Here is a 26581-nt window from a genome sequence, read left to right as displayed (position 1 = left end):
TGGAGGGTTGGGTGTCCAGGGTGGAGCGAAGCGGAATCGGCGCAGCCGACGCGACGTAGGAGCGCCCTTGACGCCCGACCCGGAACCGCGAAACTGAAACCTAGGGGCGGCCCCCACCCGCCATGACCGACTCCGGACGCCCCCGACTACCCCCCCCCCATCCCGAACCCGCACCCACCCTCCCGAGCCGCCCCCCCCTGCCCCATAAGGCAGAACGCGATGCCCCCCGCCTATGAAGTCCGGGCTGGACCGTCCTCGGCGCTCGGCCCGAGAGTGGGCAGTGGAGGTCCAGGCAGGGTGAGCGGCACAGTCAAGGGAGAGGGGAGACGGAGATGCGCGCACACGACCAAGGGCACGAGTCGGAGCATGAACGCGGGCACGAGCACGAGCACGACGAAACCTTCCGGTCCGCCGAACAAGGTTCAGCCACTGACGCACGGGAGTCCGCGCAGACCTCGTATCTCTTCAAGGCAGCGGCCGCCGGGCGGCCCGATGTGGTCGGGGCGGCCGGGCTGAGCAGGCTCCAACGCTCCGTGGGAAACAGCGCTGTCGGGACGATGCTCAGCAGGGACGCGGCACCCGAGGAGGACCCCACACCCGGCGCCCACCAGGACCGCTCCCCCGTGCACGATGTGATCTCCTCCGGTGGCGGTTCGCCTCTGGACGCCGATACCCGTAGCGACATGGAGAGCCGCATGGGCGCCGACTTCTCCGACGTACGCGTGCACACCGACGCCGCGGCCCATGAGTCCGCGAAGGGGGTCGGCGCCCGCGCCTACACCGTCGGCAGCCATGTCGTCTTCCAGCGCGACAGTTACGACCCGTCCTCACCCGACGGACGGACCACACTGGCGCACGAGCTGACGCATGTGGTCCAGCAGCGCAACGGTCCGGTGGACGGGTCCGAGGCGCCCGGCGGGATCCGCGTGAGCGATCCGTCCGACCGCTTCGAGCAGGAGGCCGTCGCGAACGCCGACCGCGTGCTCGCCGAGCCGAGCCCCGCACCGACGCCGACACCCGAGTCCGCCCCCACCCTCACCCCCACTCCCGCACCCGTTACCACCGGTGCCACGGCCCCCGTCCAACGTCAGGCCACAGACGACGAGGACGAGGAGCCCGCGAACGTACAGGGATCCTTCGTCCAGCGGGCCGAGGAGGGTTCCGAGGAGGAGAAAGAGGAAGAGGCCCCGCCCGCCTGACCACGCCGGGAAATCCCTCCCTCACTCCGAGCCCGACCGCAGCGTCCCTCCCAGAAACAGCGACTCCGCACAGCGCGACGGCCTCGGCGCCTGTACCGGCCTGCCCACCTGCCGGCAGTCGACGGTCATCGTGATCTCGCCGCCCGCCGGTACCAGAATGGGGGTGACGAAGTGATAGTCGGAGTCACGGAAGTTCTCCAGCGCCAGTCGCAGCACGGGATCATTCTGGCTGGACACAATGAGTGTTCCGGCGTCGCCCTGCGGGTTCTGGACCACGATGTCGGTGAGTTCGAAGGTGCTGCCGGCCGGCACCCGGTACGCGGATCCGCTGGCCGAGCCGCCGCCCACCGCGTCCCTGACCTCGACGCGCGCGCTCGTCGGCGCGCCCGCCCCCTGCGCACTGCCCGCGCCCGTACCGGATCCCGAACTCGCCCCGGAGCCGGTCCCGTTCTGCCCCGCTCCGCTGGTCGCGCCTCCCTCGGCACCGGCTGTGGCACCGGCTGTCGCGCCGGCGTTCCCGCCGCCGGTGCCGGCCGTGGCTCCGCCGTCCGCCGTCCCGCCGCTCGGAGACGCCGTCTTCTCCGCGGCGGACGCCACCGCCTCCGGGGTGATCGCCTCCCGGGCCGCCGACTTCACCGCGGGGCGCAGCAGCGCGTACCAGAGCCCGACCAGCGCGATCGCCACGACCGCCGCGAGGAGGAGCGCGCGGGGCAGCCAGCCGGGCAGGATCGCCTGCTGCTCGTACGATCCGTCGAGTACCACCGGTTCGTACGGCTCCTGGCCCTCCTCCGCCGCCACGGGCGCCGCGAGAACCTGGAACGGGTGGGTCACCGGCGTACCGCGCCACAACCGCTTGGCCGGCCGCACCCACACCTTCGCGAAGTCCGCGTGTCCGGGCGGTATCAGCAGCTCGGTGGTGGCGAAGCGGACACCGGCGCGCTCGGTGCCGGTCCGTCCGCTGAGGCGCACGGTCACCGGCGCGTTTCCCCTGTTGTCCACGGCGAGTTGGTGACTGCCGCGGCGAGCGCCGGTGGAGCCGCGCGGCACCAGTTCCGAGGTCACCTCGGTGAACGGCGCCACGGTCACCCGCCCCTCGGGCACCACGGTCTCGCTCGACTCGCTCGTCGGCACCACACGGACACCGAACGGTGTCTCGCCCGCGGGCACCGAGGGGTCGCGCGGCGGTGTCAGCCGTAGCACGACGGTGCCGGAGGCGCCCGGATAGAGGGAGAGCGTCCGCGGTTCCACGGTCGCCCACGCGGCGCAGGCTCCGACCACCTCGAAGCGGTATTCCTCGACCGTACTGCCGGAGTTGAGGATCTGTAGGGGTACGTCCGTCGGCGCGCCCGGCTCGGCGGTGACGGACGATGCGTCGAGGCTGGCCGTAAGACTCATACGTCGCACCGTAGGACCGCGCATTACCGGGAGCAGCGGTCGGACAGGAACACTTTCGGGCAGATGTAGTGCCCATCGGGCGGCTGCGGATTTCGCGTCCGCACTCGGTGGGAATGGAGTATCTGCCGATGCGTAAGGCAACCGCCGCTCAGTTTGCCAGGTCCCATACGGCCCATGATGACGCCATCGGTTCGCATTTGCGGAGGGGGAAATTCATGACAGACCGTACGATCGTTGGTTTACGCGCACAGGATCCGATCTCCCAAGCGGGGGTGGCCAGCCAACTGCGGACCAGGCCGGAGGTGACACTCACCGGATGGGAGGACGGTGAACTCACCCCGCAGGTGGTCGTGGTGGTCGTGGACGTCATAGATGAGGAGGCATTACGGATGCTGCGCAATATCCAGCGCAGCGGTACGGCACGCGGAGTGCTGGTGGCCACCGAGATTGACGAGCAGAAGCTGGTCAGCGCGGCGGAGTGCGGTGTCGCCGGGGTGGTGCGGCGCTCGGAGGCGACACCTGATCATCTCGTACGGGTCATCGTCGCCGTGGCGAACGGCGAGGGCCATGTCCCCGCCGACCTTCTCGGACGCCTTCTGGAGCAGGTGGGAAAGCTGCAGGGCCAGGTGCTCGGACCACGCGGCCTGCACTTCACCGGACTCTCCTCCCGCGAGATCGATGTGCTCCGACTGGTCGCGGAGGGATACGACACCGCCGATATCGCGACCAAGCTCGCGTACTCCGAACGCACGATAAAGAACGTCCTGCACGCGGTCATGACCCGGCTTCAATTGCGTAATCGCTCCCACGCGGTGGCGTACGCGCTGCGCCAGGGTCTGATCTGAGCCACAGTTCGAAAAGATCCACGGGCCGAAATGATCCACGAGCCCAAAAGATCCACCAGCCCAAAAGATCCGCAGGCCCAAAAGATCCACGACCGAGAAGATCGCGGACCGAGAAGATCCACGGGCTGAAGAGATCCATTGTTCGAACCGCGCCGGGTTCTGATCTTCATCACGGCCACGCGCCGCACGGCTGCCCCAAAGGGCAGAACTCGGTACCCGCGGATATGACTCGCGCCCCGCTGCCCGCGGGGCGCGAGTACGGGATGGTGGGCGCCGGTGCGCCGATCTGGGGGAGGGTTCCGTGCGGCGGTCTCAGCGGTTCCGGCGGTCGGCATGGAAACGGTCAGAACAGCGATTCCGAGGATCCACACGGACTACACGAACTACACGGACTACACGGAAACAGCCACGGCGCAACGGCAATACCCTGCGCCTCGTCCTGTCCTTCGCCCTCCTGCTGCTGGTCGTGAGCGGTCTGCCCAGCTCGGCCGCCGAACCGCGCGCGGCCGTCCCCGTACCCGAACCGCCCGTCACACCCGCCGTGGTCACGGAGCGGCTCGACCCGGGTGAGTCCGTTTCCGTGGACAAGCTGGTGCGCACGCCGGCCATCCCGCCGAAGCCGGACATCGTGCTGCTCGTGGACGGCACCCTGAGCATGGAACCGTCCATCGAGCAGATCCAGCGGAACCTGCCCGTGATCACCGAGAGAGTGATCGAGGAGCAGCCCGACTCGCGCTTCGCCGTGGCCACGTACGGCGACCAGCAGGTCGACGGCGCCCGGACCTATACCGTGCTCCAGCCGTTCACGGACGACCTCGGCAAGGTGCAGGACGGGGTGGACGACCTCACTGTCGAACGCGGCGAGGGCAGCATGGGCCCCTCCGAGGACTGGATCAACGCGTTGTGGCAGATCGCCAACGGCAGCGGCGGCCAGACCGAGTTCCGTTCGGACGCGAGTCCCGTGGTCGTCCTGGTCGGCGACGCCTCCAGCCACGACCCCAGCATGGGCCACTCCCTGACCGACACCGTCTACGCGCTCCAGGACCGGGAAATCCGGGTCCTGGGCGTGGATGTCGCCACCGCCGTCGGCGACGGACTCAACGGCAACGGGGACGCCGGTGTGCCCGGCCAGATCGAGATCCCACTGCACGACCCGGGCCAGGCCGACAAGGTCATCGAGGCCACCAGGGGCCGGCTGATCCCCGGCGTCGACGCGGACGCGGTGGTGACCTCGATCGCCGAAGGCCTCGCCAACCTGCCCACTCAGGTCGGCCACCACCTGGAGAACTGCGATCCCGCCCTGACGGTGACGCTCGCCCCGCCCACCCGTACCGTCACCAGCGGTGATCCGGCGGCCTTCGACGAGACGATCACCGTCGCCGAGGACGCTCCGCAGGGGCGGAGGCTGACCTGCACGGTCCAGTTCCTGCTGGGCACGAGCCCGCCAGGTACGGATGCCGTCGGGCCGAACGCGGTGGCCGACCCCGGGCTGACGCAGACGATCAACATCGACGTCAACGATGTCGAGGCGCCGGTGGTCGTCGTGGACGACCGTACGGTGGCGACCAGGGACCCGGACGGGGCCCGTGTCGAGCTGACCGTGACCGCGGTGGACGCCAACGACGGTCGGCTGCCGGTACGTTGCACCTCAGCGTCGGGCTCGCTCTTCCCGGTCGGCCGCACCCTGGTCACCTGCTCGGCCACCGACTCGAACGGAAACACCGGAACGGACACGGCCACGGTGGAGGTGCTTGAGCTGCCACCTGTCCCGCCCGTTCCGCCGGTTCCCCCCGCTCCCCCTGTGCCTCCGACGGCCGATGTCACCGTGGACGTACAGCTCACCCCGTCGCGCACATACACCGGCCGCACCACACGTGCCCGCTTCCTCCTCACCAACACAGGTCCGGACACGGCGACCGGTGTCATCGTCACCTCCGCCTGGCCGAGGACGCCGGACGCGGGCAGACGTACGCTGGCCGGGCTGTCGCGCTGCACCCCGTCCGCGCCGTGCACCATCCCGGCGGGCGGCCGGGTCGAGGTCAGCCAGACGGCCACGTACCGGATGGCGATCAGCGGAGACGTCCACGCGACCGCCGTCGCCACACTGCCCGACCGCAGACCGGCCAACAACACCGACCGGGGCGCGCTCCGCGTCCTCCAGCCGAAGCTGGCCGTCACACCGCCGGTCGCCACACCGGGGCAGGTGGTGCTGGCACGGGGGACGGACTTCCCGCCGGGCTCGAACGTACGGCTGAGCTGGAGCGCGGGCATCACCGCCAACGGTTCGCCGGTGACGGTGGGTCGCGACGGTACGTTCGAGGCACAGGTGCCGGTACTGCGCAGGGACCGGCTCGGGCCACGCGATCTCCGCGCGGACGTCACTGGACTCGACCGGCTGACCGAGCCCGTCCTGGTGGTCCAACGCAAGCTCCAGCCACCGGACTTCGCGGGGCGCGGATGAGCGAGACGATGAGAGAGTCCGGGATGACGGGGCCGGGGATGACAGGGGCGGGGTCGTGATCCACGAGGTGGACGACGCCCTGCGCGCGCTGCTCAGGGCCGAGGTCCTCGAAGGCGCCCAGATCGCTGTGGTGTTCGACGCGCCGACCCGCGACTGGGCCGCCAAAGTCAACGCGCCCACGGTGAATCTGTATCTCTACGACATCCGCGAGGACATGCGGCGGCGCGAGCGCGGGCTGCACAACGAGTACGACGAGCGCGGCACGGTCGTGGCCCGCCGCAGGCCGCCGCGCTTCTTCAAGCTCTCGTATCTGATCACCGCCTGGACGAAGCGGCCGGAGGACGAACACCGGCTGCTGTCCTCGCTGTTGGCCTGTCTGCTGCGGTACGAGGCGCTGCCTTCCGAGCGGCTGACGGGAACGCTCCAGGACATCGGGGTGGCCGTACCGATGACCATCGCGCTGCCGCCGCCGGAGGACCGTTCCTTCGCGGACGTGTGGAGCGCGCTCGGCGGCGAATTGAAGCCGTCGCTCGACCTGGTGATCAGTGTGCCGGTCACGGCGTCGCCGACCTATGCCGTGGGTCCGCCGGTGGGTGACGAGGGGATGCGTGTCCACTTCGGTGACCGCGCGAGTGACCGTGCGCGGGAGGAGCGCGCGCGACGGCCGGCCGGGGCGATGCCGGGCCGTGGGGCGCTTCCGGTGTACGGGGCGACTGTCGACCGTGGCGGGGAGCCGGCGAACGAGGGCGCCGGCGGGGGCGAGCCCGGCGGTGCGGACGAGGGCGAGACGGCGCGGCGGCGCCCTGGGCTGTCGCTGCGGATTACGGAGAACCGGGGCGATGCCTGAGCCCGAACGGCCCGACGGGAAGCGGGCCGATTCCGACGGAGAAAGCCGGGACCTCCGCCATCTCCTGAGCTGTGCCGTACGGATCGAGCGGCGCGTACGCCGGGCGGTCGAGGCGCGCCGGCTCACGGACCCGCATCCGGACGACGAGTTCCGGGGTCTGTATCTGACCGAGGAGACGATTACCCGGCTGCTGGACGAGCGGCGTACGTTCCCCGCGCCGGACGAGACCGATACGACAGGCGCGACCTCTGCGACAGGTACGCCTGACGAGGGCAGCGCTTCCCCCGCGCATGGGCCGCCGTCCCGACTCACCACGCTGGCAAGGGAGTTCGACCTCGGTCCGCTGGATGTCGAGATTCTGCTCATCGCGCTGCTGCCGGATCTCGACGACCGGTTCGAGGCGTTCTACGGCTACCTCAACGACGATGTCACCCGCCGTCGCCCGACCTCCGGACTCGCCCTCGGTCTCTGCGGTCTCTCCCCGGCGGACGCGGACGCCCGCGCCAGGCTCGGCCCCCGGGCACCGCTGCGCGCAGGCGGGCTGCTGCTGGTGGAGGAGGCGGACCGGCCGTTCCTGGGGCGCGCGTTACGGGTTCCCGACCGCGTCACCGCGCACCTCCTCGGCGACGACAGCCCCGATCCCCGGCTGACCGGCCTGCTGGCGCCCTGGCACCCCGTACCGGGTGTGGGTGATCCCGGACCGCTCGCCCGTACCCTCGGTTCCGGTGTCCGGCTTGCGTATCTCCGCGAGGAACAGGGCGGCGCCGGTACGGCGCTGGCCGCCACGGCGCTGAGCCTCGCGGGGCGCCGGGTACTGGGCCTGGATCTGTCCCGGCTGGCCGAGGATCCGACGCCCGTCGAGGCGGTGCGGGCGCTGGTACGGGAGGGCCGGCTGACGGGGGCCGGGCTGGTCTGCGCGCCGCTGGACGCGCTGTCGCGTGACCACCCGGGGACCCTCCGGCTGCTCACCGACACCCTGCTGCCGACGATTCTGGTGGGCCGCACGCCCTGGGACGCGGCCTGGTCGACGCGCCCGCCACTGCTGCTGCCCGCCCCTCGGGTGGAACCGGCGGTACGGGCCGCCCTCTGGCGCGACGCCTATGCCGAGCCGGTCCCGGCCGAGCTGGATGTCGACGTTCTGCTCTCCCCGTTCCTCCTCACCCCGGACCAGATCGAGGGCGCGGCCCGCAGCGCGGCCCAGACGGCCCGACTGGACGGTGGCGCCCTGGGCGCCGACCACATCCGCCGGGGCGCCCGCGCCCAGAACGCCGCGGGCCTCGACCGGCTGGCCCGCCGTATCGAACCTTCCGTGACCTGGAACGACCTGGTCCTCCCCCCGGACGCGCACGCCCAGCTCCGCGAACTCACCGCCCGGGCCCGCTACCGCGACCAGGTCCTCGGCGAGTGGGGAATGCGCCCGGGCGGCGGCCGGGGCCGGGGCGTATCGGCCCTCTTCGCGGGCGACTCCGGCACCGGAAAGACGATGTCGGCCGAGGTGATCGCGGCGGATCTGGGTCTCGACCTCTACACGGTCGATCTCGCGACGGTCATCGACAAATACGTCGGCGAGACCGAGAAGAACCTCGAACGCATCTTCTCCGAAGCGGCCGGTGTGAACGGCGTCCTGCTCTTCGACGAGGCGGACGCGATCTTCGGCAAACGCTCGGAGGTCAAGGACGCCCATGACCGCTACGCCAACGTCGAGAGCGCGTACCTGCTGCAACGCATGGAGTCCTTCGACGGCCTCGCCATCCTGGCCACCAACCTCCGTGCCAATCTCGATGACGCCTTCACACGCCGCCTCGACCTGGTCGTCGACTTCCCCGTCCCGGACCCGCCCCAACGCCTGCTCCTCTGGGAACGCTGTCTGGGCCCCGCACTCCCGCGCGCCTCCGGCCTTGACCTCCCGTTCTGCGCGGAGTCCTTCGAGCTGGCGGGCGGCAACATCCGCTCGGTAGCGGTGACGGCGGCCTACCTCTCAGCGGCCTCGGGCACCCCGGTGACGATGCCGATCCTGATCCACGCGATCCAACGCGAGTACCAGAAACTGGGCCGTCTGACCTTGGCCTCGGAGTTCGGCCCCTATCTGGATCTGCTCAACTCCTGACATCAACTCCTGACATCAACGCCTGATGCTGCGTCAAGTCACCGTGCATTGAGGGGAGTTCACTCGATGGAAGGCATCACTCATCGCCCAGCGGGATCGGCGGCCGTGCGCCCCTACTGTCTCCTGTGCCGTCCGGATGCGACGGCATCCGCCGGCGGAAGAGGAGTGGACATGAGGTCTTCGGGGCGTATGGCTGTCTCGGCGATGGCCGTGGCGTTGGCGGCGCTCGGGGTGGGAAGCGGCGCCCCCGCCACCGCGGCCGACACGGCGGCGCCGGCGTGCAGCGGGGCGGAGGACTGCACCACCCTGAAGCCGACCAGGCTCACGGCAAGCCAAGCCTCCCTGAATGTCACGCAGATGCAGCTGGAGAACATTCACGCGATGGCGGTCGATGCGGTGACCGGGGAGCCCATCCGCGGTGCGCGGATCGTGTTCGCCACCATCGGCGGCCGGACGCTGGGGGCGTCCTACACCGACTACGACGGCATCGCCGCGATCACCGCCCCGGAGAACCTGGGCCCCGGAACCCTCCAGGAGCTGCTGGGCGGCTACGAAGCCTCGATGATCGGCGACGGCGTTCACGCCCCGGCCGGAGCCCATGGAGCGATCACCATCGGCATCGACCAAGGCCCCGGCGTACCGGCCGGCCCGTGCTCCGTCTGCAGTGACCGCGGACTCAAGCAGGACGTGGTGCCGGTCGACTGGAGCCGGTAGAGATGTGGTCCTTCCGTCGGCGTTGCCGGGCGGCCGACCACGGTGCCCCGGCCCGTCGTTCGGCCGGCGCACGGGAGAGCGACACCGTGGCCCCGGCCGGAGCGGTCAACGGCTACGAGATTCTGGAGACGGTGGCCACGCTGCCCATCAGCACCTGGCGCTACCTCTGGGAGCCCGAGGAGGTACGTCACCTCGGGCCGATGGCCCAGGACTGGCACGCCGCCTTCGGCTTCAACCAGGACGACACCAAGATCCCTGTGGTCGACGGCCTCGGCGTCGCCCTGGTGTGCGTCCAGGCACTGCACCGCCACGTGGAAGAACTCACGGCCGAAGTGGCTCGTCTACGAGAAGCGTCGAGCGTGAACCGGCCCGAGGCCGAGCCCCAGGCCGACGCCGAGGCCGAGCCCGCGTCTTAGGTGCTCGCGCACAGGGGTGGGTCAGCCCCTGTCGATCCCCGCGGAACACTCATCGCGATCGGAAGGCAGAACACCATGACACAACAGGACACCGTGACGGGATCGTCCGGGACGGTGGATCAGCCGTCGCCGATGTGTACGGACGCGGTCTGGCGGCTGCCCGTGACGGTCTGTCGCATCACCCAGTTCCTCAGCGAGCGGACGGCCGACGCCTTGCTGGAGCGCGCCATCGCCTCCACCGGAGACACGTTGAAGCCCTCCCTGATCCGCGACCGGGAGCTGGTCCCCGACATTCGCCGGTCCCGGTCCCGACAGGACTTCCCCGTACCCGAGTTGATGGCGGCCATCGATGAGGTACTGGAGCCGATCGAGCACACTCTCGGAGTCTCCTGCCGGAACACCGAACCCGACTACAGCCTCAACGCGCACAACGACGGCGACTTCTACCGGGCGCACCAGGACACCGCCGCTCGATTCGCCCCTCGGCGACTGCTCACATTCGTGTACTACCTGCATCGCACACCCCGGCCCTTCGACGGGGGCGAGCTGCGTGTGTTCGATGCCGCCCTGCCGCTCCACACCGAGACAACGGGCAGGTGGGAGGAGCGCACCTGGCGGGACTGGCCGCCCGAGCACAACAGCATCGTGTTCTTCCGGCCGACCGCCTGGCACGAGGTGCGCCCGGTCAGCTGCCCGACCAAGCACCACGCGGACAGCCGCTTCGCCATCAACGGCTGGCTGTGCAGCCGAGACCCCGCACACCGCGAAGACACCGGGCTATGAGACCCACGCACCGCCCCCACGTCGCCCTGACGAGGATGGGGCGGACGCCGTGATCCATACCAGCTAGCGGCGGCCTGCATACTCTCGCAGCTCTGCTGGCATGACGGCAGGTTGTCACATCCGCAAGGCCCGGATCCAGGGTTTTGGCCGAGGCCACAGATCCGGGGCAGATCCCTCGTCAACTGGTCGGGGCAGCGTTTACGGGACAACCCTCATGCGTCCGGCGAGGACCAGATACCCCCACGACTCTCGAACACCCTCAGCAGTTCACCCGGGTCGCGGTCCAAGAGTCCTTCTACCTCAGATATTTCGACTTCGGGATGGTCATAATCAGGAAACTTGGTCACACCGAGGCCGGGACTGCACAGGTAATAACGTCCGTCATTTTCGTAGCAACTGAGTGGAATATTCGCGTTCGACAGGCGAAGAGCGGCCCGCCATTCTCGTTCTCCGGAGCAGGAGACCTCACATCCTCGCTCCACCAATTTCGGCAGCACCTCGCCATACGATTCCTCGGACAACGGATTTCCCGCGACCTCAAGGGTCGTAAGGGTGCACTCAAGGAGCGGAGTCAAGTCTCGGACGAAGTTCCTCTGGATTCGCAAGATACGCAAGCGCGGTAACTTTTCCATACCTGCAACATTGCGCAAACCGCTGTCATTGATCCTCAGCGAGAGCAGGCTCTCCAGGGGAGGGAGATCCGACGGAGACACAGGATCGCATCCGGCGATAATCAGCACTTCAAGTTCCGGGAAGTTCTTGAGCCCACCCAGAGAAGCGGCATGACTCACATGCAGTTCGGTGATTACGTCACTAGTGTCACCCCTCAGCTTTTTATGCAACCGTGCCAGCTCAAGAGCCTTTTCGATCTCTGGTTCCATAGGGTGTTCCATTGAAATTTCACTCCCTACTGAGAATCTCGCGAACCAATTCGAAGTCTGCGTGGACTCGGTCGTAGTTTATTTTCTGGAGAGCCTCCAGATCTCCCAACTCTATATTTATGCGCTCGTCCGTCCGACTGACACCATCCGCACCCACCGTAACTTTGCGGTATATCGCGTCGACCTTCACATTACGCATGGAGGCAGGGATGGGCTGCACTTCGGGGTCCCATATGAGACGAGCGACTTCGGGTAAGCTCCCAGATTCAGGCAACTTTGCTTGAAGTACCCCAAGAAATTCCAAAGCAGTTCCTTCAGGGTTAGCAGCTACGAAGCCATCGAACAACCCCCGAAGGCCGTTGTGCCACGGATCATCTCCTTCATTGAACACAAATGCCCTGTCTGCGACGGTAATAAACGCGCCCACGTGCGCACCGATCGCGCCCCTCGTGATCAACTCAGCGCCTGGCGGTATCTCAATGCGATAGATCACATCGGAAGTAAAGGAACGTAATTTATGATGCAAGGTCATCCAGTCGCGTCCGGCCTCCAGCCGTCCATTCGACCTGTGCTCCACCGCAAATTCCATCACATTCTCTATGTAATTCGTAGGGATCCACTCATGCTTCCCTCCGTCTGCCTCGCGGAACTTAGTCTTTACATATCTCCTCGAATTGCCGTGATTTCGCCATAAATCTTTGAACTTGAACCAGTCGATCTTTCCAACAGTTTCTCCTTCCATTATCCGCCGAAGGAACTCGATAATCTTCTCTCTTGGTGGCGCGCTGACCCCCTCAATGGCCTGCTCAAGGTCTCGGTCAGGCGATTTCTGCCCCTTGGGGAACGGATAGAAACGTCCATAGTGTCCCTCGTCAGGCAGGAAGCGCATTTTCCGAAGGATCTTTTCGGTCGCACTGTCCTGCACGCTCCCCGAGCCGACTTGGCGAACGGTTCCGAGTGCAGCCCTTCCAAGTGCCTCAACAATGTCCTTCCGTGCATACTTTTCCGAGTTCCCGAGAACTCTGGCAAAAAAGTTGTCGTTCGTAGGGTCACTTCGCCCATCGGCGTAGTAGTCCTTTGTGACCTTCTTGTGCACTTCCCTGTCATTAAGGTAGTTCTTCGCCAAAACGTCCGTGGGGGGCAGAATTCCACTGTCCGCCCACAGCTTCACGTTCGAGACCTCTGGATGCTGAAGCTGCTTGTCCCACCAATCCGAGTGGGCTTTCCCGATCAAGACGTCTCCGTGCTTGATCAAATTCCTGCCCACAAGATCGACATCGGAATCCTCAGCACTGTCTTCCTCCGGATTAATTTTTGCCCGCGCACGATACGAACCATCGGCCGAGTCGAAGAGGAATAGCTCCCTCACTCTCCTTCGACGCCTGATTCCGGGAAGAGCCTTCTCCACAACGCTTCTCGGATTGTCATCGACTCCCATTACTCTCTCGACGTCACGTATGGCAGCGCGAACGGCATCACGCTTCTCGTTCTCATTTCTCCGATCTCCCCTTCTGGGATCACCTCTTTCCGCTCCCCGTTTCCGGTCGCTGGGATCCCCGGACATCTTCTTGTTCTTTCTGACGAGTTTTTTGGCGGCCTTCGCGATTTTGTCGACTATTTTGTCGACGGCTCGGTTCACCGGGCGGGAAACCTTTTGGAAGGCTTGTCTGACCCTGTTGGCCAGGCCGCCGATTCCCAGGAGTGAGGCGAGGAAGCCGATGAGGAGAGGGATGCCGGCCGCCAGGGCGGTTTCCACTGTTTTGGGGACGGCGGCAGCGGCGCCGTTGGCTATGGCCACTACCGCGTCCAGGACCGAATTGACGAATTCGACTATCTGGGCGCCCTGGGTCACGATGAACGTGACGATGTCGATGATCCCCTTGACCGCCCGTATGAATGCCGAGGCGGGGTTGAGGAGGGAGAGAATCCAGGTGATGCCCGCCATGAGAACGGTCGGGATCAGATAGGACTTGAGGTCGTCCAGGATGGTCGACTTGAGATCGCCTGTCTCCGCGGTGATCTCCTGGGCGGCGCCGGCCGGGCCTTCTCGGGCCAGGGCCTGGGCCACGGGGACGGATTGTTCGGCCTTGGTCATCGCTTCGTCGGGGACGCCCTTGCGGGTGACGCGGGCTCGGATGTTGTCCCAGGTCAGGCCCAAGAGCGAGGCGATGAGCTGGATGATGCCCTTGAGGTCGAAGCGGGCGGGGATTTCGAGGCCCGTGCTGACCGCCGTGCCCAGAAGCCAGGAGACCAGCCCCTTTTGAAGATGGGTGGCGATGTTTCCGATGAAGAGATTCAGGCCTGAGCCGACCGCCGAGACCAGGTTCCTGAGGAAGCCGATCGGGTCCTTGATGATCTTGCCGATGGCGCCGGCGGCTTTAGCGAGGATGCCCATCAGGAGGTTCTTCAGCTCCATGATGGTCTGGATGACGCCTGCCACGGCGTCCACGACCTTCGCTATCAGGCCCTTGTTCTCTTCTTCTAGTTTCTTGATCTCCTCGTCCACCGAGTTGAGGGCCTCGGTGTACTTCTGGGCCAGGTCCTGGACCAGTTGGGTGGACTTGTCGTTGACCTCGGATTCCAGGTCGTCGAACTTGCCGGCGAAATCCGCCGCCGCCTCCTCACCGAACTGCTTCAGATCCGCGGGGAGTCTGTCGACCTCCGCCTTCAACTCGGCGCGGCCCGTGGCGATACGGGCCTTGGCCCGGCCCAGCTCGGTGCCGATGGTGTCGGCGATGGACGAGATGACGGCCTGCATCCTGGTGACATAGAGCTCGCGGGACTTCTTGAAGATGTCCAGGCCCTCTTGCGGCAGTCCTTTGAACTTGTCCCTGATCCACCGGCCCTTGCCCGTGAATCCCGAGTAGCGCTTGTCCTTGTACTGCCTCATGCGGCGCTTGTGGTCGGCGGTGAAGTCGTCGCGGGCCCGTTTCTCACCCTCGGTGAACTGTTTGTCGACCTTTCCGTCCAGGTCACCGAGGATCTTCTCGACGTCCTTCTGCGTGGCGTCGAAGACCTTCTGGAGCTTGGCGGTGACCTGCTCGCGCTTCTTCTCGTCCGCCGATTTCGTCTCGCCCTTGCCGCCGTCGACCGCCTTACCCGCCGCGGCACGGTCGGCGGTCATGGCGCTCATGGCCGCCGCGCCGGACGCGGCGGCGCCGGCCTGCGCCGCCGACAGTTGCTTGGCCTCGGCCGCGCGGCCCTTGGCGGGGACGCCCGCGGTGTGCCGCTCGCCCTTCTTCTTCTCCGACAGCGCCGCGTCGAACTGCGGCTCGTTGCCCTTGGCCAGCTGCTCCTCGGTGACCTCGGCGTCCGCCAGCTGCTGGTCGACCCGCTGATTTCCCTCGGAGAAATCCAGCACCTTGTCCGGTTGTCTGTCCGGCACCGCGTCCGCCGCGCTGGGCGCGCCCGGGTTGCCCGGAGGCTGGTCCGGGCCCATCGGGGTGACCTGTTTCTCCTTGGCCTGAGAAGTGTCCGGGGCGGCCGTCGTCGTGCTCTCGATGTCCTCGGCCGACGACTGCTTGCCGTCCTTGACCTTGCCGTCGACCGAGTCCTTGATGGAGTCGGCCTTACCGGAGTCGGCGAATCCATCGGCCTCGTCGAGGTTCTTCGGCGCCTGGGCGGCGATCGCCTCGTTGACCGCGCCGACGAACGCGTTCTTGTCGAACTCCCCCGGCTTGGCCTCGTTCATCTTCTCGGCGTTGGCCGCCTTGCCCTGCGCCTGCTTGTCGTCCGGCGGAGCGACGGCCGCGTCCTGCGCCGACCTCGATTCGCTCGCCGCCGGCTTGTGTTGCTTGATCCGCTGCTTCTTCGCGGCGACGTCCTGCTGGACCTTGCGGAAGCCGGGCGCCTGTGACGGCGGAGGCTTCACCACCTCCGCGTACCGTTGCGCGACGAGCCGCGACACCGCAGCGTTGCCCGCCCTGCCCTGGAGCCCGTGGAGGCTCCGGACATTCAGCCGCGGGCCGGGGGCGGATGCCGTCGGTACGTCAGCTGAGGGGGCCGCCTCCCTCGCGGGGGCCGAGGACCGGGGCGCGTCCGCGCGCGCAGCTGCCGCGGAGCTCTTCTCCGGAGCGGCCTTCACCGCCGCTCCCGATCACAGGTCCCCGACATACCAGCCAGGGTGTGGGCGCGTACGGTACGCCCGGCAGCGTAGGCGGGACAGCTCCGAGGGCACGATGCGTTGCCCGATCACCTGTCCCTGCGACTCTGCCTCTTCGGGCAGTGGCCTCGGTACGACGCGGCGGCCGAATGCCCGTTCCGGATGATCTCGCCCACGGCGAGAATCGCCCTCGTTCCCTGATCAACCACGTACCTGATCGACCACGATCCTGATCCATCACGATCCACGGTCATCGCGCCCACGTTCCCGGTCAAGGAGAGTCGCAATGCCGTCGTATCTGTCCCCGGGCGTGTACGTCGAAGAGGTCCAGTCCGGCTCGCGCCCCATCGAGGGCGTGGGCACGTCCGTCGCCGCCTTTGTCGGCTTCGCCCAGCGGGGGCCGTTCAACGAACCGACGCTGATCACCAACTGGTCCCAGTTCGTATGCCAGTTCGGCGAATTCGTCGAGGGCACCTATCTCGCCTCGTCCGTATACGGCTTCTTCGCCAATGGCGGCGGCACCTGTTACGTGATTCGAATCGGCGGAGGCGAGGCGGGCAGCGGTCCGGCCGGGGAGCTCACTTCCGGCGCGGAGGCGCGCCTCGGGCCGTACACCGTACAGGCGTTGCCCGGTGTGACCGGTGAGATCACTGTGACCGTGGCCGATCCCGAGGGCGAGGATCCGCCGCAGGACGTGTTCAGTCTGGTGGTGGCCCGGGACGGCAAGGTCGTGGAGACCTACCCCGCGGTGTCGTCCAAGCGCAGCAAGGACAATGTCGCCTCGCAGGTGAAGGCCCGGTCTCAGCTGATCGAGGTACGCGAGCCGGGGCGCGGGCCCGCGCCGGGCAGACCCGAGGCGCAGACCGTGACACTCCGGCCGGCGGACGACGCGGGGACCGCGACCGGGCCGCTGTCCGCGGACGAGTACGTGGGAGACCCGGACCAGCGCACCGGCCTCGGCGGGCTGGAGGCCATCGACGAGGTCACCATGGTCGCCGTACCGGACCTGATGAGCGCCTTCGAGCGCGGAGTACTGGACGAGGAGTCGGTCATCTCGGTGCAGCAGGCCCTGATCAGCCACTGCGAGCTGATGGGTGACCGCATCGCGATCCTGGACACGCCCCCCGCCCTGAGCCCACAGCAGATCAGGGGCTGGCGGACGGAGACGACAGGCTTCGATTCCAGGTTCGCGACGCTCTACTACCCATGGATCAAGGTGTTCGACCCGGCGACCGGCCGCAATACCTTCGTACCGCCGAGCGGGCACATCGCCGGTGTATGGGCCCGGAACGACGCCTCACGTGGGGTGCACAAGGCCCCCGCGAACGAGGTCGTACGCGGAGCGGTCTCCTTGCAGACGCAGTTGACCAAGGGCGAACACGATCTGCTCAATCCGATCGGTCTGAACTGCATCCGGGCCTTCCCCGGTCGCGGTATCCGCGTCTGGGGCGCGCGAACGCTGGCGTCGGACCACGACTGGCATTACCTGAATGTGCGCCGACTCTTCAATTACCTGGAGGAGTCGATTCTGACCGGAACACAGTGGGTGGTGTTCGAGCCGAACGATGATGCGCTGTGGGCCCGTATCCGCCGTACGGTATCGGCGTTCCTGGTCAATGAGTGGCGCAGGGGCGCGCTGTTCGGGCTGACTCCCGAGGAGGCGTTCTACGTCAAGTGCGACCGCGAGACGAACCCGCCCGAGAGCATCGACGCGGGGCAGGTCATCTGCGAGATCGGGGTGGCACCGGTGAAGCCGGCGGAGTTCGTGGTGTTCCGGCTGTCCCAGCTGACCGGTGGCACCGGCGCCGTCGATGAATGACCGCTGAGGAACGACCGCCGCGGAATGACCGTCGAGAAATGACCTTCGCCGATCGATCACCGACGGTCGACGAACTGACCATTAGCGCAGAGGAGGCTGGTAGTGCCACTTCCCGATCTCGACAGTTCCGTCGGACATTCCTTCGGTCTGGAATTCGACAGTGTCGTCATCAAGCAGATCACCGAGGTGACGGGTCTGAAGATGGAGCAGGATGTCATCGAGCTGAAGCAGAACACCGCCGACGGCAAATACGCCATCAAAAAGCTTCCGGGACGGCCCAAAGCGGGTGAGGTCACCGTCAGCCGTGGACTCACCGAGGACAACAGTTTCGAGCAGTGGGTCAAGGACTCGCGGTTCGGCCGGATGTCGGACGCCCGGCGCAACGGGGCGATCATCGTCTACGACTACGAGGGCATCGCGATCAAGCGCTACAAGCTGATCAACGCCTGGCCGAAGTCCCTGGAGATCGGCACGCTGAAGGCGGGCGACACCTCCGTGCTCACGGAGAAGCTGTCGATCACCTACGAGAGCATGGAAGTCGACTGATGCGGCGGGTGCTGTCAGCCTCCGCGCGCGGTGGGGCGAGCGACGAGGAACGTGTTCCCGCACGGGAGCCCCGCGTTGGCCGGGACTCCCAGGACTCCCGCGAGTCCCGCGAGTCCCGCGAGACGCTACGGACCGAGTTCCCCTTCGAACTGCCGCGCGGGTACGTGGACGACGCCGGCACCGTCCACCGCGATGGCGTGATGCGGCTGGCCACCGCCCGCGACGAGTTGATCCCGCTCCGGGACGACCGCGTACGGGAGAACGCCGCCTATCTGTCGGTGGTCCTGATCGCCCGCGTGGTCAGCCGGATCGGCACCGTCGATGACATCCATCCGGGCGTCATCGAGGACCTGTTCGCCTCGGACCTCGCCTTCCTCCAGGACTTCTACCGCCGGATCAACGCCGAGGGTCATACCCGCGCCGCCGTGACCTGCCCGTCCTGCCAGTCGAACTTCGCCGTGGACCTCGCCGGAGGTGGTCGCCCGGGGGAATCGTGACGTACGCGGCCGACCTGCTGTACGAGGAGGTCGCGTACCTCGCCTATCACTTCCACTGGCCACGCGACGAACTGCTCGATCTGGAGCATCCCGAACGGCGCCGATATATCGCACAGATCGCCCGGCTCACCGGCCAGGAGTAACAGGAAGCGTCCAGCGGGGACCGGAAACGCGAGGGAGGGACAAGACACCATGGGACTGCTGTCCTGGCTGCGTGGGGACCGGCCCGCGGCGGACGCCGGTAGGACCGCGGCGGACGCCGACGTACCGGCCGAGAGGGGTCGTCCGACGGCGGCCGGCTGGCGCGAACTCCCCCCTGTCCAGCGTACGTTGACGACGCCCGGCCTGGTCACGGACCCGGACGGCTTCCGGGGATCGCTCGGCACCTGGCAGAACACCTCGCTCAGTACGCCGCTGGGCCATCTGGTCAGTCCCCAGGCGCCCTCCGGGCTGGTGCACGGACTCGTCGCCTCCACCGGTCCGACGACAACAACGGTGAGCCGACAGGCCGAGGGCGGGAAGGCCGGGAGCGAGCAGACGCGACGGGCGGAAGGCGACGTGGTCGCCGCCTGGCCGGGGGCGTCGGGGCACGCGCAGATACAGCCCCAAGCGGCTCCCCCAGCAGTTCCGGGATCAGTTCCGGGATCAGTTCCGGGATCAGTTCCGCGATCGGTTCCACTGCAACGGAGCCATTCCCCGGGGGAGATGATCACCGCCGACGCCTCGCCCGCCGCACTCCCCGTACGTCAGCTGATCGGTGAGCGGCCGATGGAACCGGCCTTGCCCGGCGTCCCCACCTTCGGTACGTCACCAACTGGTCCCGCCCCTCAAGCCGTTCAGCGGTCTCATGCCGCTCCGCCCCCGCGCGTCCCGCCGGAAACGTCGGAGGCGCCGGAAACGTCGGAAACACCGCAGCCGCCGCAGCCGCCCCGACCGCGCATGCCGGGCCTGGGGGCGCCACTGGCCGGTCTGCCCCCGACAGCACAACGGGCGATCGCCGCTCGCACCTCCGGCCCGGTAACCGAGCCGACCGCACCGGCCACACCACACGCGTCTCCGCCGGATACGGGAGAACCGATCGGGCCGCTGCTCGGCGAAGCGCCTTCCCTCACACCACAACACACCGCGTACGCGCCGGAGTCCGGGACGGATCAACCACTCACCGCGTCGCCGACAGACGCGGTAATACCCGCACCCGTCCCGCTCCAGCGCTTGAGTGGTCCTCCCGTACTCCCCCGGCCGACAGAACCGGCGTCCGGTCCGGTGGCTCCGCTCCTCGCACAGCGGGCGGTCCCCCTCTTCGCCACCGGGCCGGACGCCCCCGCACCCACCGGCACCGGCAGGGCCCCGGAGCCGCCGGCCGTGCCGGTCCGGTGGGCGCCCCCTGGAGACGCGCGGCCGACATCGCTCCAACGCTCCTCCTCAGCAGGTCCGTTGCCGGTGAGCCGTGCAGCCGTAGCCCAAGCGGCCGTGCCCCGAGCCGCAATGTCCCGAGCCGCCCTGGCCGGAGAATCCCTGGCCGGAGAAGCCACATCCCGAGACACCGCGACAAGTGATCCCGGGCGCCCCGCCGCCACGTTCCAGGACGCCGGTTCCGCGGCCGTCGCCGCGGGTGTGGCCCAGCGGATGGCCGACGGCAGCGTGGTCTTCGGCGGTACGCGGACGATCCAGCGTGCGACCGCGATCAGCGAGCCCCCGGCCCCCGCACCCTTCCCCGATCCCCCGCCCGCGCCGGACCCCGTCTTCCCGTCGGCCACCGCCCCGGACCCGGAACCGAGCGCCGACGCCCCCGCGTTCCCGGACGCCACCGCCCCGGAAGTGCCCGAAGACCCCGAGTCCGCCCCACTCGGCTTCCCTGACACCCAAGACGCACGCACAGGCACAGGCACAGGCACGGCTACGGGCACGAGCACGGGCACAGGCACCCCACCCGTCACCGATGAACTCGTACGAGCGCTGTACGCGCCCCTGAGCAGACTCCTCAAGGCGGACCTGCGCCTGGAGCGCGAACGCGCCGGCTTCCTGATCAACACCAGGCATTGACCTGATCAACACCAGCGTGGAGAGGTACGTGCCATGGCCCCGACCGACAACGACGATCCGGCCGTCAGCGTCTGCTTCGTCGTCACCATCGACGGCATCGAACTCGGCTCGTTCAACACCTGTGACGGTCTCGGCTGCGAAGTGGTGCTCGAAGCGCGCGAGGAGGGCGGCAACAACGGCCACGTCTGGCAGTTGCCCACCCGCCTCAAGTACTCGAACGTCAAGCTGTCCCGCCCGCTGACCCGGGAGACGGAGAAGGTCGCCAAGTGGTTCGCCAGTATGACGACCGGTTTCAGTCGTAAGACCGCGCATATCGAGGCCAGGACGGGCGACGGCCGCAAGGTCGCCCAGTGGGGGCTGCTGGAGGTCGTACCGGTGCGCTGGACCGGCCCCTCCTTCACCCCCGAGTCCCCCAAGGTCGCGATCGAGACGATCGAGATCGCCCATCACGGCTATGTGATGGAGGGCTGAGCACGATGAGCGGGCCCATCGCCTTCAGTGCCGCGGGCAGCTCCGGTACGGCCGCCTCCCGGGCGCCCGGTTCGGCGAGGCCCAAGCTGGAGCACGCCTATCTGGAGCTGCGTACACCGCCGCCCGGTGGCAGTCTGACCCCCGGCGGGCCGTGCGGCCGTATCGACTTCCAGTTCAATCCCAAGGAGTTGAGCCTGACGAAGGCGGCGTCCTGGAAGCGCACCCCGGCCAAGGGCGCGAAGAGTTCCGGGCCGCCTGAGTATCAGGGGCCGCAGCCGAGCAAGCTCACGGTGGAGATGTTCTTCGACGCCAGCGACACCCAGGACAGCAGTGTGGTGACCTCGGTGGAGAAGCTCTTCGCCTGCTGTGTGCCGACCGACGAGACCCGTCAGCAGCAGCGTTCCTCACCGCCATGGGTGGTCTTCCACTGGGGCGGGCTCACGGGCTTTCCCGGCTATGTGAGCCAAGTGCAGGCGAAGTACACCCTCTTCACGACCTCCGGCGTACCCATCAGGGCGCTCTGCCAGGTGACGATGGAGGAGATCAGCGGAGAGACACCGGGGCAGAACCCGACCTCGGGTGCGCTGGCGGCGCGGCGGGTGCACCGGGTGCGCGCCGGGGATTCGCTGCCGGGTCTCGCCCACCGCGAGTACGGAGATCCGGGCGCGTGGCGGGTCATCGCCGAGGCGAACGGGATCGACGACCCGATGCGGCTGACCAGCGGCCAGGAGCTGCTGCTGCCCGCACTCGACGAGCTGGACCGGCTGCGCGAATCCGAACGCGCGCGGGAACTGCCGGGGCGGGGGTGAGGGCGGATGGCCCAGCAGAGTGTCGCCAAGGCGCTGGTGATCGAGTTCGGTGGCAGTCCACTGCCACCGGCCCTCGCCAACACACTGGTCGAGGGGTACGTGGACGACAGCCGCACGCTGCCGGACCTCTTCGTCCTGCGTTTCCGCGATCCGGGCCGGGTGCTGCTGGAACGGACGGGCCTCAAGATCGGTGGTGAGGCCCGGCTGCTGGCGCACGCGGGCGGGGGCCCCTCCGCCACACCGCTGCTGACCGGTGTGGTGACGGCCCTGGAGGTCGAGATCGATGACACCGGCACGTTCACGGTGGTGCGCGGGCTCGACGAGTCGCACCGGCTGTTCCGGGGCCGCCGTGTCGCCGGGTATCAGAACATGACGCTCGCCGATATCTGCGCGCAGGTGGCGCAGCGGGCCGGGCTGCGCCCCGGGACGATCGATGTCGCCGGGCCGGTGCTGGAGCATGTGGCCCAACCCAACATCAGCGACTGGGAGTTCGTACGCGGGCTCGCGGAGGAGGCGGGCGCCCAGGCGTATGTCACGGACGGCCGGCTGCATATCACCAGGCCCGCCGAGGCCAGTGGCGCGCCGGACAGCTCCGCGCGGGCCGAACAGAACCCGCTGGTACTGGAGATGGGGAGCAATCTGATCCGCTGCCGGGCCGGGGTGTCGTCGGCCGAGCAGGTCTCCGAGGTGGAGGTGCGCGGCTGGGACGTGGCGGCCAAACAGCCGCTGGTGGGCCGGGCACCGGCGGGGAGTACGTCGACGCTGGCCCTCGGGGTGACGGCGGCCGAGGTGTCGGCGCCCTTCGGTGAGGCGAGTTTCGTCGTCACGGACGCCTCGTACGGAACGCAGGCGCAGGTGGACCAGGCGGCGAAGGCGCTGGCGGAGCGGATCGCCGGATCCTTCGCCGAGCTGGAGGCGGTGATCAGGGGCAATCCACGGGTGCGGGCGGGCAGCGCCGTGGCCCTCAACGCCGTGGGCGCGCCCTTCGAGGGGCGCTATACGGTCACCTCCTCGCGGCATGTCTTCGACCCCGTACGCGGCTACGAGACCTGGATCACCGTCTCGGGGCAGCAGGAGCGCTCGCTGTTCGGTCTGACCGGCGGCGGCGCGGGCTCGGGCGGTGGCGGCGCCGGTGCGGGCGCGGCCGGCCGCTGCTCGGGGCTGGTCAATGGAACGGTGACGGACACTCAGGACCCGCAGGGGATGGGGCGGGTGAAGGTCCGCTTCCCGTGGCTGTCGGACGAGTACGCGAGCGACTGGGCGCGTACGGCGCAGTCCGGTGGTACGGGCGGCGGGGAGGCGTTCATCCCCGAGGTGGGGGACGAGGTGCTGGTCGGGTTCGAGCAGGGCCATCTGGACCGGCCGTATGTACTGGCCGGTCTCTACAACGGTCAGGACAAGCCCTCCCAGGGCAGCGGCGGAAGCGACGGCGGTGGCGGGGAGGGCGCCGGGGGCTCCGGCGGCGGCGAGCTGATCGACCCCACCAGCGGCGCGGTCAACCGGCGCGCCTTCGCCTCCAGGGGCGGCAATCAACTGGAGCTGCTGGACGCCGCGAACGGCCCGCAGGGCGTACGACTGGTCACCGGCGACGGCAAGTTGAGGATCGACCTCGACCGCAGAGGCACCACCATCGTCGTCAACAGCGACGGCAGCGTGGAGATCGAGGCCCGGCAACAGGTCTCGATCAGAGCGGGCAGCGGCGTGGCACTGGACGCCGGGCAGGGCGCGCTCGAACTCGCCGGTGATTCGGTGAAGTTGACGGCCCGCAGCGGCGTTCAGGTGGACGGCGGGACCGGTCGGCTCCGGCTGGCCACCAGCGGAACAGTCGATATGACGGGCAGTCAGGTTTCGGTCGACGGAACCTCGCGGACCGAGATCAAGGGCGGCGGCACCTGCTCCATCAACGCACCACTGGTCAAGATCAACTAGCGGACGAGCCACCTGAGGCAAGCGAGCCACCTGAGGCAAGCAACCCAGCGGACGAGAGGAGCACACGGAGATGTCGGCAGCCGCACGCGTCGGCGACCCCACCGGCCACCCCGGTACGGTCGGCCCGCCGGGCGTACCGTCGGTGCTGATCGGCGGCAGGCCCGCCGCCACCGTCGGCACCCCGCACCAGTGCGCCGTCCCGCCGCCCGCCGTACACCCGCCGTCCGCGATCGCCGGCCCCGGCAGCTCCACCGTACTGATCGGCGGCAGACCGGCCGCCCGGGCCGGTGACCGGGCGGGCTGTGGCTCACCCGTCGTGACCGGCTGCCCGACCGTGCTGATCGGGGGCTGAGCGCCATGGGAGAGCAGTTCATCGGCGCGGGCTGGGCCTTCCCGCCGCGCACGGACGCCACCGGCTCCATCGCGCTCGTGAGTGGCGAACGCGCGCTGGAGGAGTCGATCCGGCTGATCCTCGCGACCTCGCCGGGCGAGCGCCCGATGCGGCCGGAGTTCGGCTGCGCCGTCAACGACTATGTGTTCGCCCCGGCGGACGCGGGTACGGCGGGGCAGCTCGCGTACGAGGTGCGTCTCGCGCTGGAGCGGTGGGAGCCCCGGATCGAGGTGGCCGAGGTGACGGTCCGGTTCGACGAGGCGGACAACGGAGTCCTCTATATCGATATCGGCTACACGGTGCGCGGCTCCAACGACCCCCGGAATCTCGTATTCCCGTTCTATGTGATCCCCCAGCACGAGGAGGACGGCGCGTGACGCTTCCCAGCCCCGATCTGGACGACCGCCGTTTCCAGGGCCTGGTGGACGAGGCCAAGCGGCTGGTGCAGCAGCGCTGTCCCGAGTGGACCGACCACAATGTCTCCGACCCCGGGGTGACCCTGATCGAGGCCTTCGCCACGATGGTCGACCAGCTCGTCTACCGGCTGAACCGGGTGCCGGAGAAGAACTATCTGACCTTCCTCGATCTCATCGGGGTACGGCTCTATCCGCCGACGGCGGCCCGTACCGAGGTGACGTTCCGGCTCTCGGCGCCGCAGCCCGAGCCGGTACGGGTCAGGGCGGGCACCGAGGTCGCCACGGTCCGTACCGAGACCGAGGAGGCGGTGGTCTTCACCACGAGCCGGCCACTGTCCATCGTTCCCTGCGCGTTCGCGTATCTGGCCACCCGATCGGCGGACGGCGAAGCGGTGGAGCGGTCGGAGGAGTTGGCGCTCGGCCGCGAGGTGCCCTGCTTCGGCCGTACCCCCACCCCCGGAGACGCGCTCTATGTGGGCCTCTCCGCCGCGGTGCCCGCGGGGGTGGTCGTGCTGCGTCTCGACTGCCGGGTCGAGGGCGTGGGTGTCGATCCGCGGCGCGCGCCGCTGCGCTGGGAGGCATGGGACGGTACGGAGTGGCGGGCCTGCGAGATCGAGAAGGACGATACCGGCGGCTTCAACAAGTCGGGCGAGCTGATTCTGCATCTGCCGCGCACCCACAGCGCCTCGGCGGTCGTACGGCGCACCGCGGGCTGGCTGCGCTGCCGGCTGCTGGAGTCCGAGCCGGGCCAGCCCGGCTATGTGGCACCGCCGACCGTCCGGCGGATCACCGCTTTCACGATCGGGGCGACGGTCGAGGCCGCGCACGCCGAGACGGTACGTGACGAGGTGCTCGGTGCCGCCGAGGGCGTTCCCGGACAGAGTTTCCTGCTCGCGAGACCGCCCGTCGTACCGGGGGACTTCGTCGTCGAGGTGGCGGATCCGGACGAGGGGTCCGGCTGGGCCGACTGGACGCGGGTCGACGACTTCGCCCACTCGGGACCCGACGACCGGCACATCACCCTGGACCCCAACTCCGGCCGGGTGGACTTCGGTCCCGCCGTACGGGAGCAGGACGGCGGCCTGCGGTATTACGGCGCGGTCCCGCGCAAGGGCAGCGCGGTCCGGGTGCGCGGCTACCGCACGGGCGGGGGCAGACGGGGCAATGTCGCCAGGGGCGCGCTGCGTGTCCTGCGCGGCTCCCTGCCGTTCGTGGCGCGGGTGGAGAACCGGCGGCCCGCGCTGGGCGGGGTCGACGGCGAGACGGTGGAGAGCGCCCGGGTGCGCGGGCCGATGACGCTGCGGACGCTGCACCGCGCCGTCGTACCGCACGACTACGAACTACTGGCCCGCGAGGTGGCCCCGGACGCGGCGCGGGTGTACTGCGTACCGGCGGGCCGGGACGCGGACGCGGGCGGGGTGCGACTGCTGGTCGTACCGGCCGGGCGCAGTGACGAACAGGGCCGGATCAGCTTCGACGAGCTGATCCCGCCGCCGGACACGATGGCACAGATCCGCGGGCATCTGGACGAGCGGCGTCCGATCGGGGCCCGGCTGATGGTGGAGCCGCCGTTCTACCAGGGCGTCACCGTCGTCGCTTCGGTGCAGGCGCGCCGGGGCGCCGTACCCGAGCGGCTGCGCGAGGCCGCGCTCACCGCGCTCTACGGCTACTTCAACCCGCTGACCGGCGGCCCTGACGGACAGGGCTGGCCGTTCGGACGGCCCATCCAGTCCGGTGAGGCGTTCGCGGTGCTCCAGCGGGTGCCGGAGGTGGATCTGGTGGAGGACGTACGGCTCTTCCCGGCGGACCCGATGACCGGGCAGCGCGGGGAGGCGACGACGCGGATCACGCTCGACCGGCACGCGCTGGCCTTCTCGTACGAACACCAGCTGCGGATACGGGAGGTCTGA

The 26581-nt window shown here is 68.5% G+C and carries 22 protein-coding genes; 19 read left to right on the top strand and 3 right to left on the bottom strand.

Features of this window, described 5'->3' with window-relative positions:
* The first annotated feature begins 332 nt into the window (after positions 1-332).
* Complete coding sequence (locus AB0M67_RS22560) at positions 333-1199, top strand: DUF4157 domain-containing protein (RefSeq protein WP_365748010.1); 867 nt, start codon at positions 333-335, stop codon at positions 1197-1199.
* A gap of 21 nt (positions 1200-1220) precedes the next feature.
* Here the strand turns inward: AB0M67_RS22560 and AB0M67_RS22555 are convergent, their stop codons facing one another.
* A complete protein-coding gene (locus AB0M67_RS22555; protein WP_365748008.1) occupies positions 1221-2594 on the bottom strand; it encodes a hypothetical protein in 1374 nt (457 codons plus the stop codon).
* 215 nt (positions 2595-2809) lie between these two features.
* On the opposite strand from AB0M67_RS22555, the gene AB0M67_RS22550 reads away from it, so the two are divergent.
* The 7 genes from AB0M67_RS22550 (at position 2810) to AB0M67_RS22520 (ending at position 10767) form a co-directional block, all read left to right on the top strand.
* Positions 2810-3439: a response regulator transcription factor gene (locus tag AB0M67_RS22550; protein ID WP_030353099.1), complete on the top strand. Its 630-nt coding sequence runs from the start codon at positions 2810-2812 to the stop codon at positions 3437-3439.
* Between the two features lie 466 nt (positions 3440-3905).
* Positions 3906-5900: a VWA domain-containing protein gene (locus AB0M67_RS22545; protein WP_365748006.1), complete on the top strand. Its 1995-nt coding sequence runs from the start codon at positions 3906-3908 to the stop codon at positions 5898-5900.
* A 55-nt stretch (positions 5901-5955) separates the two neighbouring features.
* A complete protein-coding gene (locus AB0M67_RS22540) occupies positions 5956-6747 on the top strand; it encodes a DUF4255 domain-containing protein (protein WP_365748005.1) in 792 nt (263 codons plus the stop codon).
* Positions 6740-8854, top strand: a complete 2115-nt coding sequence (locus AB0M67_RS22535; protein WP_365748003.1) for an ATP-binding protein — start codon at positions 6740-6742, stop codon at positions 8852-8854. The genes AB0M67_RS22540 and AB0M67_RS22535 overlap by 8 nt, the downstream gene beginning before the upstream one ends.
* A gap of 171 nt (positions 8855-9025) precedes the next feature.
* Positions 9026-9568, top strand: coding sequence for a hypothetical protein (locus tag AB0M67_RS22530; protein WP_365748001.1), 543 nt, complete (start codon positions 9026-9028; stop codon positions 9566-9568).
* Between the two features lie 86 nt (positions 9569-9654).
* The gene (locus tag AB0M67_RS22525; RefSeq protein WP_365747999.1) at positions 9655-9984 is read left to right on the top strand and encodes a tail fiber domain-containing protein; all 330 of its coding nucleotides are present in this window, start codon (positions 9655-9657) and stop codon (positions 9982-9984) included.
* 75 nt (positions 9985-10059) lie between these two features.
* Positions 10060-10767: a 2OG-Fe(II) oxygenase gene (locus AB0M67_RS22520; protein ID WP_365747997.1), complete on the top strand. Its 708-nt coding sequence runs from the start codon at positions 10060-10062 to the stop codon at positions 10765-10767.
* Positions 10768-10979: 212 nt separating this feature from the next.
* Here AB0M67_RS22520 and AB0M67_RS22515 read toward each other — a convergent pair whose 3' ends face one another.
* Entirely contained in the window at positions 10980-11648 is a 669-nt protein-coding gene (locus AB0M67_RS22515) for a hypothetical protein (protein WP_365747995.1), read from the bottom strand.
* 19 nt (positions 11649-11667) lie between these two features.
* The gene (locus AB0M67_RS22510; protein WP_365747993.1) at positions 11668-15732 is read right to left on the bottom strand and encodes a hypothetical protein; all 4065 of its coding nucleotides are present in this window, start codon (positions 15730-15732) and stop codon (positions 11668-11670) included.
* 304 nt (positions 15733-16036) lie between these two features.
* Here AB0M67_RS22510 and AB0M67_RS22505 point away from each other — a divergent pair, with 304 nt between their 5' ends.
* From AB0M67_RS22505 to AB0M67_RS22455, 11 genes are all read left to right on the top strand, one after another.
* Entirely contained in the window at positions 16037-17569 is a 1533-nt protein-coding gene (locus AB0M67_RS22505) for a phage tail sheath subtilisin-like domain-containing protein (protein WP_365747992.1), read from the top strand.
* A gap of 102 nt (positions 17570-17671) precedes the next feature.
* Positions 17672-18115 (top strand): phage tail protein, encoded by a 444-nt coding sequence (locus AB0M67_RS22500; protein WP_365747991.1) that lies wholly within the window; start codon positions 17672-17674, stop codon positions 18113-18115.
* On the top strand, positions 18115-18612 hold the full coding sequence (locus AB0M67_RS22495; protein ID WP_365747989.1) for a hypothetical protein: 498 nt from the start codon (positions 18115-18117) through the stop codon (positions 18610-18612). The genes AB0M67_RS22500 and AB0M67_RS22495 overlap by 1 nt, the downstream gene beginning before the upstream one ends.
* On the top strand, positions 18609-18755 hold the full coding sequence (locus AB0M67_RS22490) for a DUF6760 family protein (RefSeq protein ID WP_365747987.1): 147 nt from the start codon (positions 18609-18611) through the stop codon (positions 18753-18755). Before AB0M67_RS22495 ends, AB0M67_RS22490 begins: the two co-directional genes overlap by 4 nt.
* Before the next feature lie 1342 nt (positions 18756-20097).
* Complete coding sequence (locus AB0M67_RS22485) at positions 20098-20655, top strand: hypothetical protein (RefSeq protein WP_365747985.1); 558 nt, start codon at positions 20098-20100, stop codon at positions 20653-20655.
* Between the two features lie 33 nt (positions 20656-20688).
* Positions 20689-21126, top strand: coding sequence for a phage tail protein (locus AB0M67_RS22480; RefSeq protein WP_030353089.1), 438 nt, complete (start codon positions 20689-20691; stop codon positions 21124-21126).
* A 5-nt stretch (positions 21127-21131) separates the two neighbouring features.
* Positions 21132-21935: a LysM peptidoglycan-binding domain-containing protein gene (locus AB0M67_RS22475; RefSeq protein WP_365747983.1), complete on the top strand. Its 804-nt coding sequence runs from the start codon at positions 21132-21134 to the stop codon at positions 21933-21935.
* A 6-nt stretch (positions 21936-21941) separates the two neighbouring features.
* On the top strand, positions 21942-23864 hold the full coding sequence (locus AB0M67_RS22470; protein WP_365747982.1) for a VgrG-related protein: 1923 nt from the start codon (positions 21942-21944) through the stop codon (positions 23862-23864).
* 70 nt (positions 23865-23934) lie between these two features.
* Positions 23935-24216, top strand: a complete 282-nt coding sequence (locus AB0M67_RS22465) for a PAAR domain-containing protein (protein WP_365747980.1) — start codon at positions 23935-23937, stop codon at positions 24214-24216.
* 5 nt (positions 24217-24221) lie between these two features.
* Positions 24222-24632 (top strand): GPW/gp25 family protein, encoded by a 411-nt coding sequence (locus tag AB0M67_RS22460; RefSeq protein WP_365747978.1) that lies wholly within the window; start codon positions 24222-24224, stop codon positions 24630-24632.
* Positions 24629-26581: a putative baseplate assembly protein gene (locus tag AB0M67_RS22455; RefSeq protein ID WP_365747976.1), complete on the top strand. Its 1953-nt coding sequence runs from the start codon at positions 24629-24631 to the stop codon at positions 26579-26581. The genes AB0M67_RS22460 and AB0M67_RS22455 overlap by 4 nt, the downstream gene beginning before the upstream one ends.

This window comes from Streptomyces sp. NPDC051662, assembly GCF_040681655.1.
GTDB lineage: Bacteria > Actinomycetota > Actinomycetes > Streptomycetales > Streptomycetaceae > Streptomyces.
Note: the sequence above shows the minus strand (reverse complement) of the source record. Positions and strands in the feature narration are given on the sequence as shown.

Excerpts from the sequence above, each read along its gene's own strand:
- AB0M67_RS22495 (WP_365747989.1), top strand. The coding sequence starts at position 18,115 with ATGCGGCGGGTGCTGTCAGCCTCCGCGCGCGGTGGGGCGAGCGACGAG.
- AB0M67_RS22535 (WP_365748003.1), top strand. The coding sequence starts at position 6,740 with ATGCCTGAGCCCGAACGGCCCGACGGGAAGCGGGCCGATTCCGACGGA.
- AB0M67_RS22485 (WP_365747985.1), top strand. The coding sequence starts at position 20,098 with ATGTCCCGAGCCGCCCTGGCCGGAGAATCCCTGGCCGGAGAAGCCACA.
- AB0M67_RS22475 (WP_365747983.1), top strand. The coding sequence starts at position 21,132 with ATGAGCGGGCCCATCGCCTTCAGTGCCGCGGGCAGCTCCGGTACGGCC.
- AB0M67_RS22480 (WP_030353089.1), top strand. The coding sequence starts at position 20,689 with ATGGCCCCGACCGACAACGACGATCCGGCCGTCAGCGTCTGCTTCGTC.
- AB0M67_RS22520 (WP_365747997.1), top strand. The coding sequence starts at position 10,060 with ATGACACAACAGGACACCGTGACGGGATCGTCCGGGACGGTGGATCAG.
- AB0M67_RS22530 (WP_365748001.1), top strand. The coding sequence starts at position 9,026 with ATGAGGTCTTCGGGGCGTATGGCTGTCTCGGCGATGGCCGTGGCGTTG.
- AB0M67_RS22460 (WP_365747978.1), top strand. The coding sequence starts at position 24,222 with ATGGGAGAGCAGTTCATCGGCGCGGGCTGGGCCTTCCCGCCGCGCACG.
- AB0M67_RS22465 (WP_365747980.1), top strand. The coding sequence starts at position 23,935 with ATGTCGGCAGCCGCACGCGTCGGCGACCCCACCGGCCACCCCGGTACG.
- AB0M67_RS22470 (WP_365747982.1), top strand. The coding sequence starts at position 21,942 with ATGGCCCAGCAGAGTGTCGCCAAGGCGCTGGTGATCGAGTTCGGTGGC.
- AB0M67_RS22560 (WP_365748010.1), top strand. The coding sequence starts at position 333 with ATGCGCGCACACGACCAAGGGCACGAGTCGGAGCATGAACGCGGGCAC.
- AB0M67_RS22555 (WP_365748008.1), bottom strand. The coding sequence starts at position 2,594 with ATGAGTCTTACGGCCAGCCTCGACGCATCGTCCGTCACCGCCGAGCCG.
- AB0M67_RS22550 (WP_030353099.1), top strand. The coding sequence starts at position 2,810 with ATGACAGACCGTACGATCGTTGGTTTACGCGCACAGGATCCGATCTCC.
- AB0M67_RS22515 (WP_365747995.1), bottom strand. The coding sequence starts at position 11,648 with ATGGAACCAGAGATCGAAAAGGCTCTTGAGCTGGCACGGTTGCATAAA.
- AB0M67_RS22505 (WP_365747992.1), top strand. The coding sequence starts at position 16,037 with ATGCCGTCGTATCTGTCCCCGGGCGTGTACGTCGAAGAGGTCCAGTCC.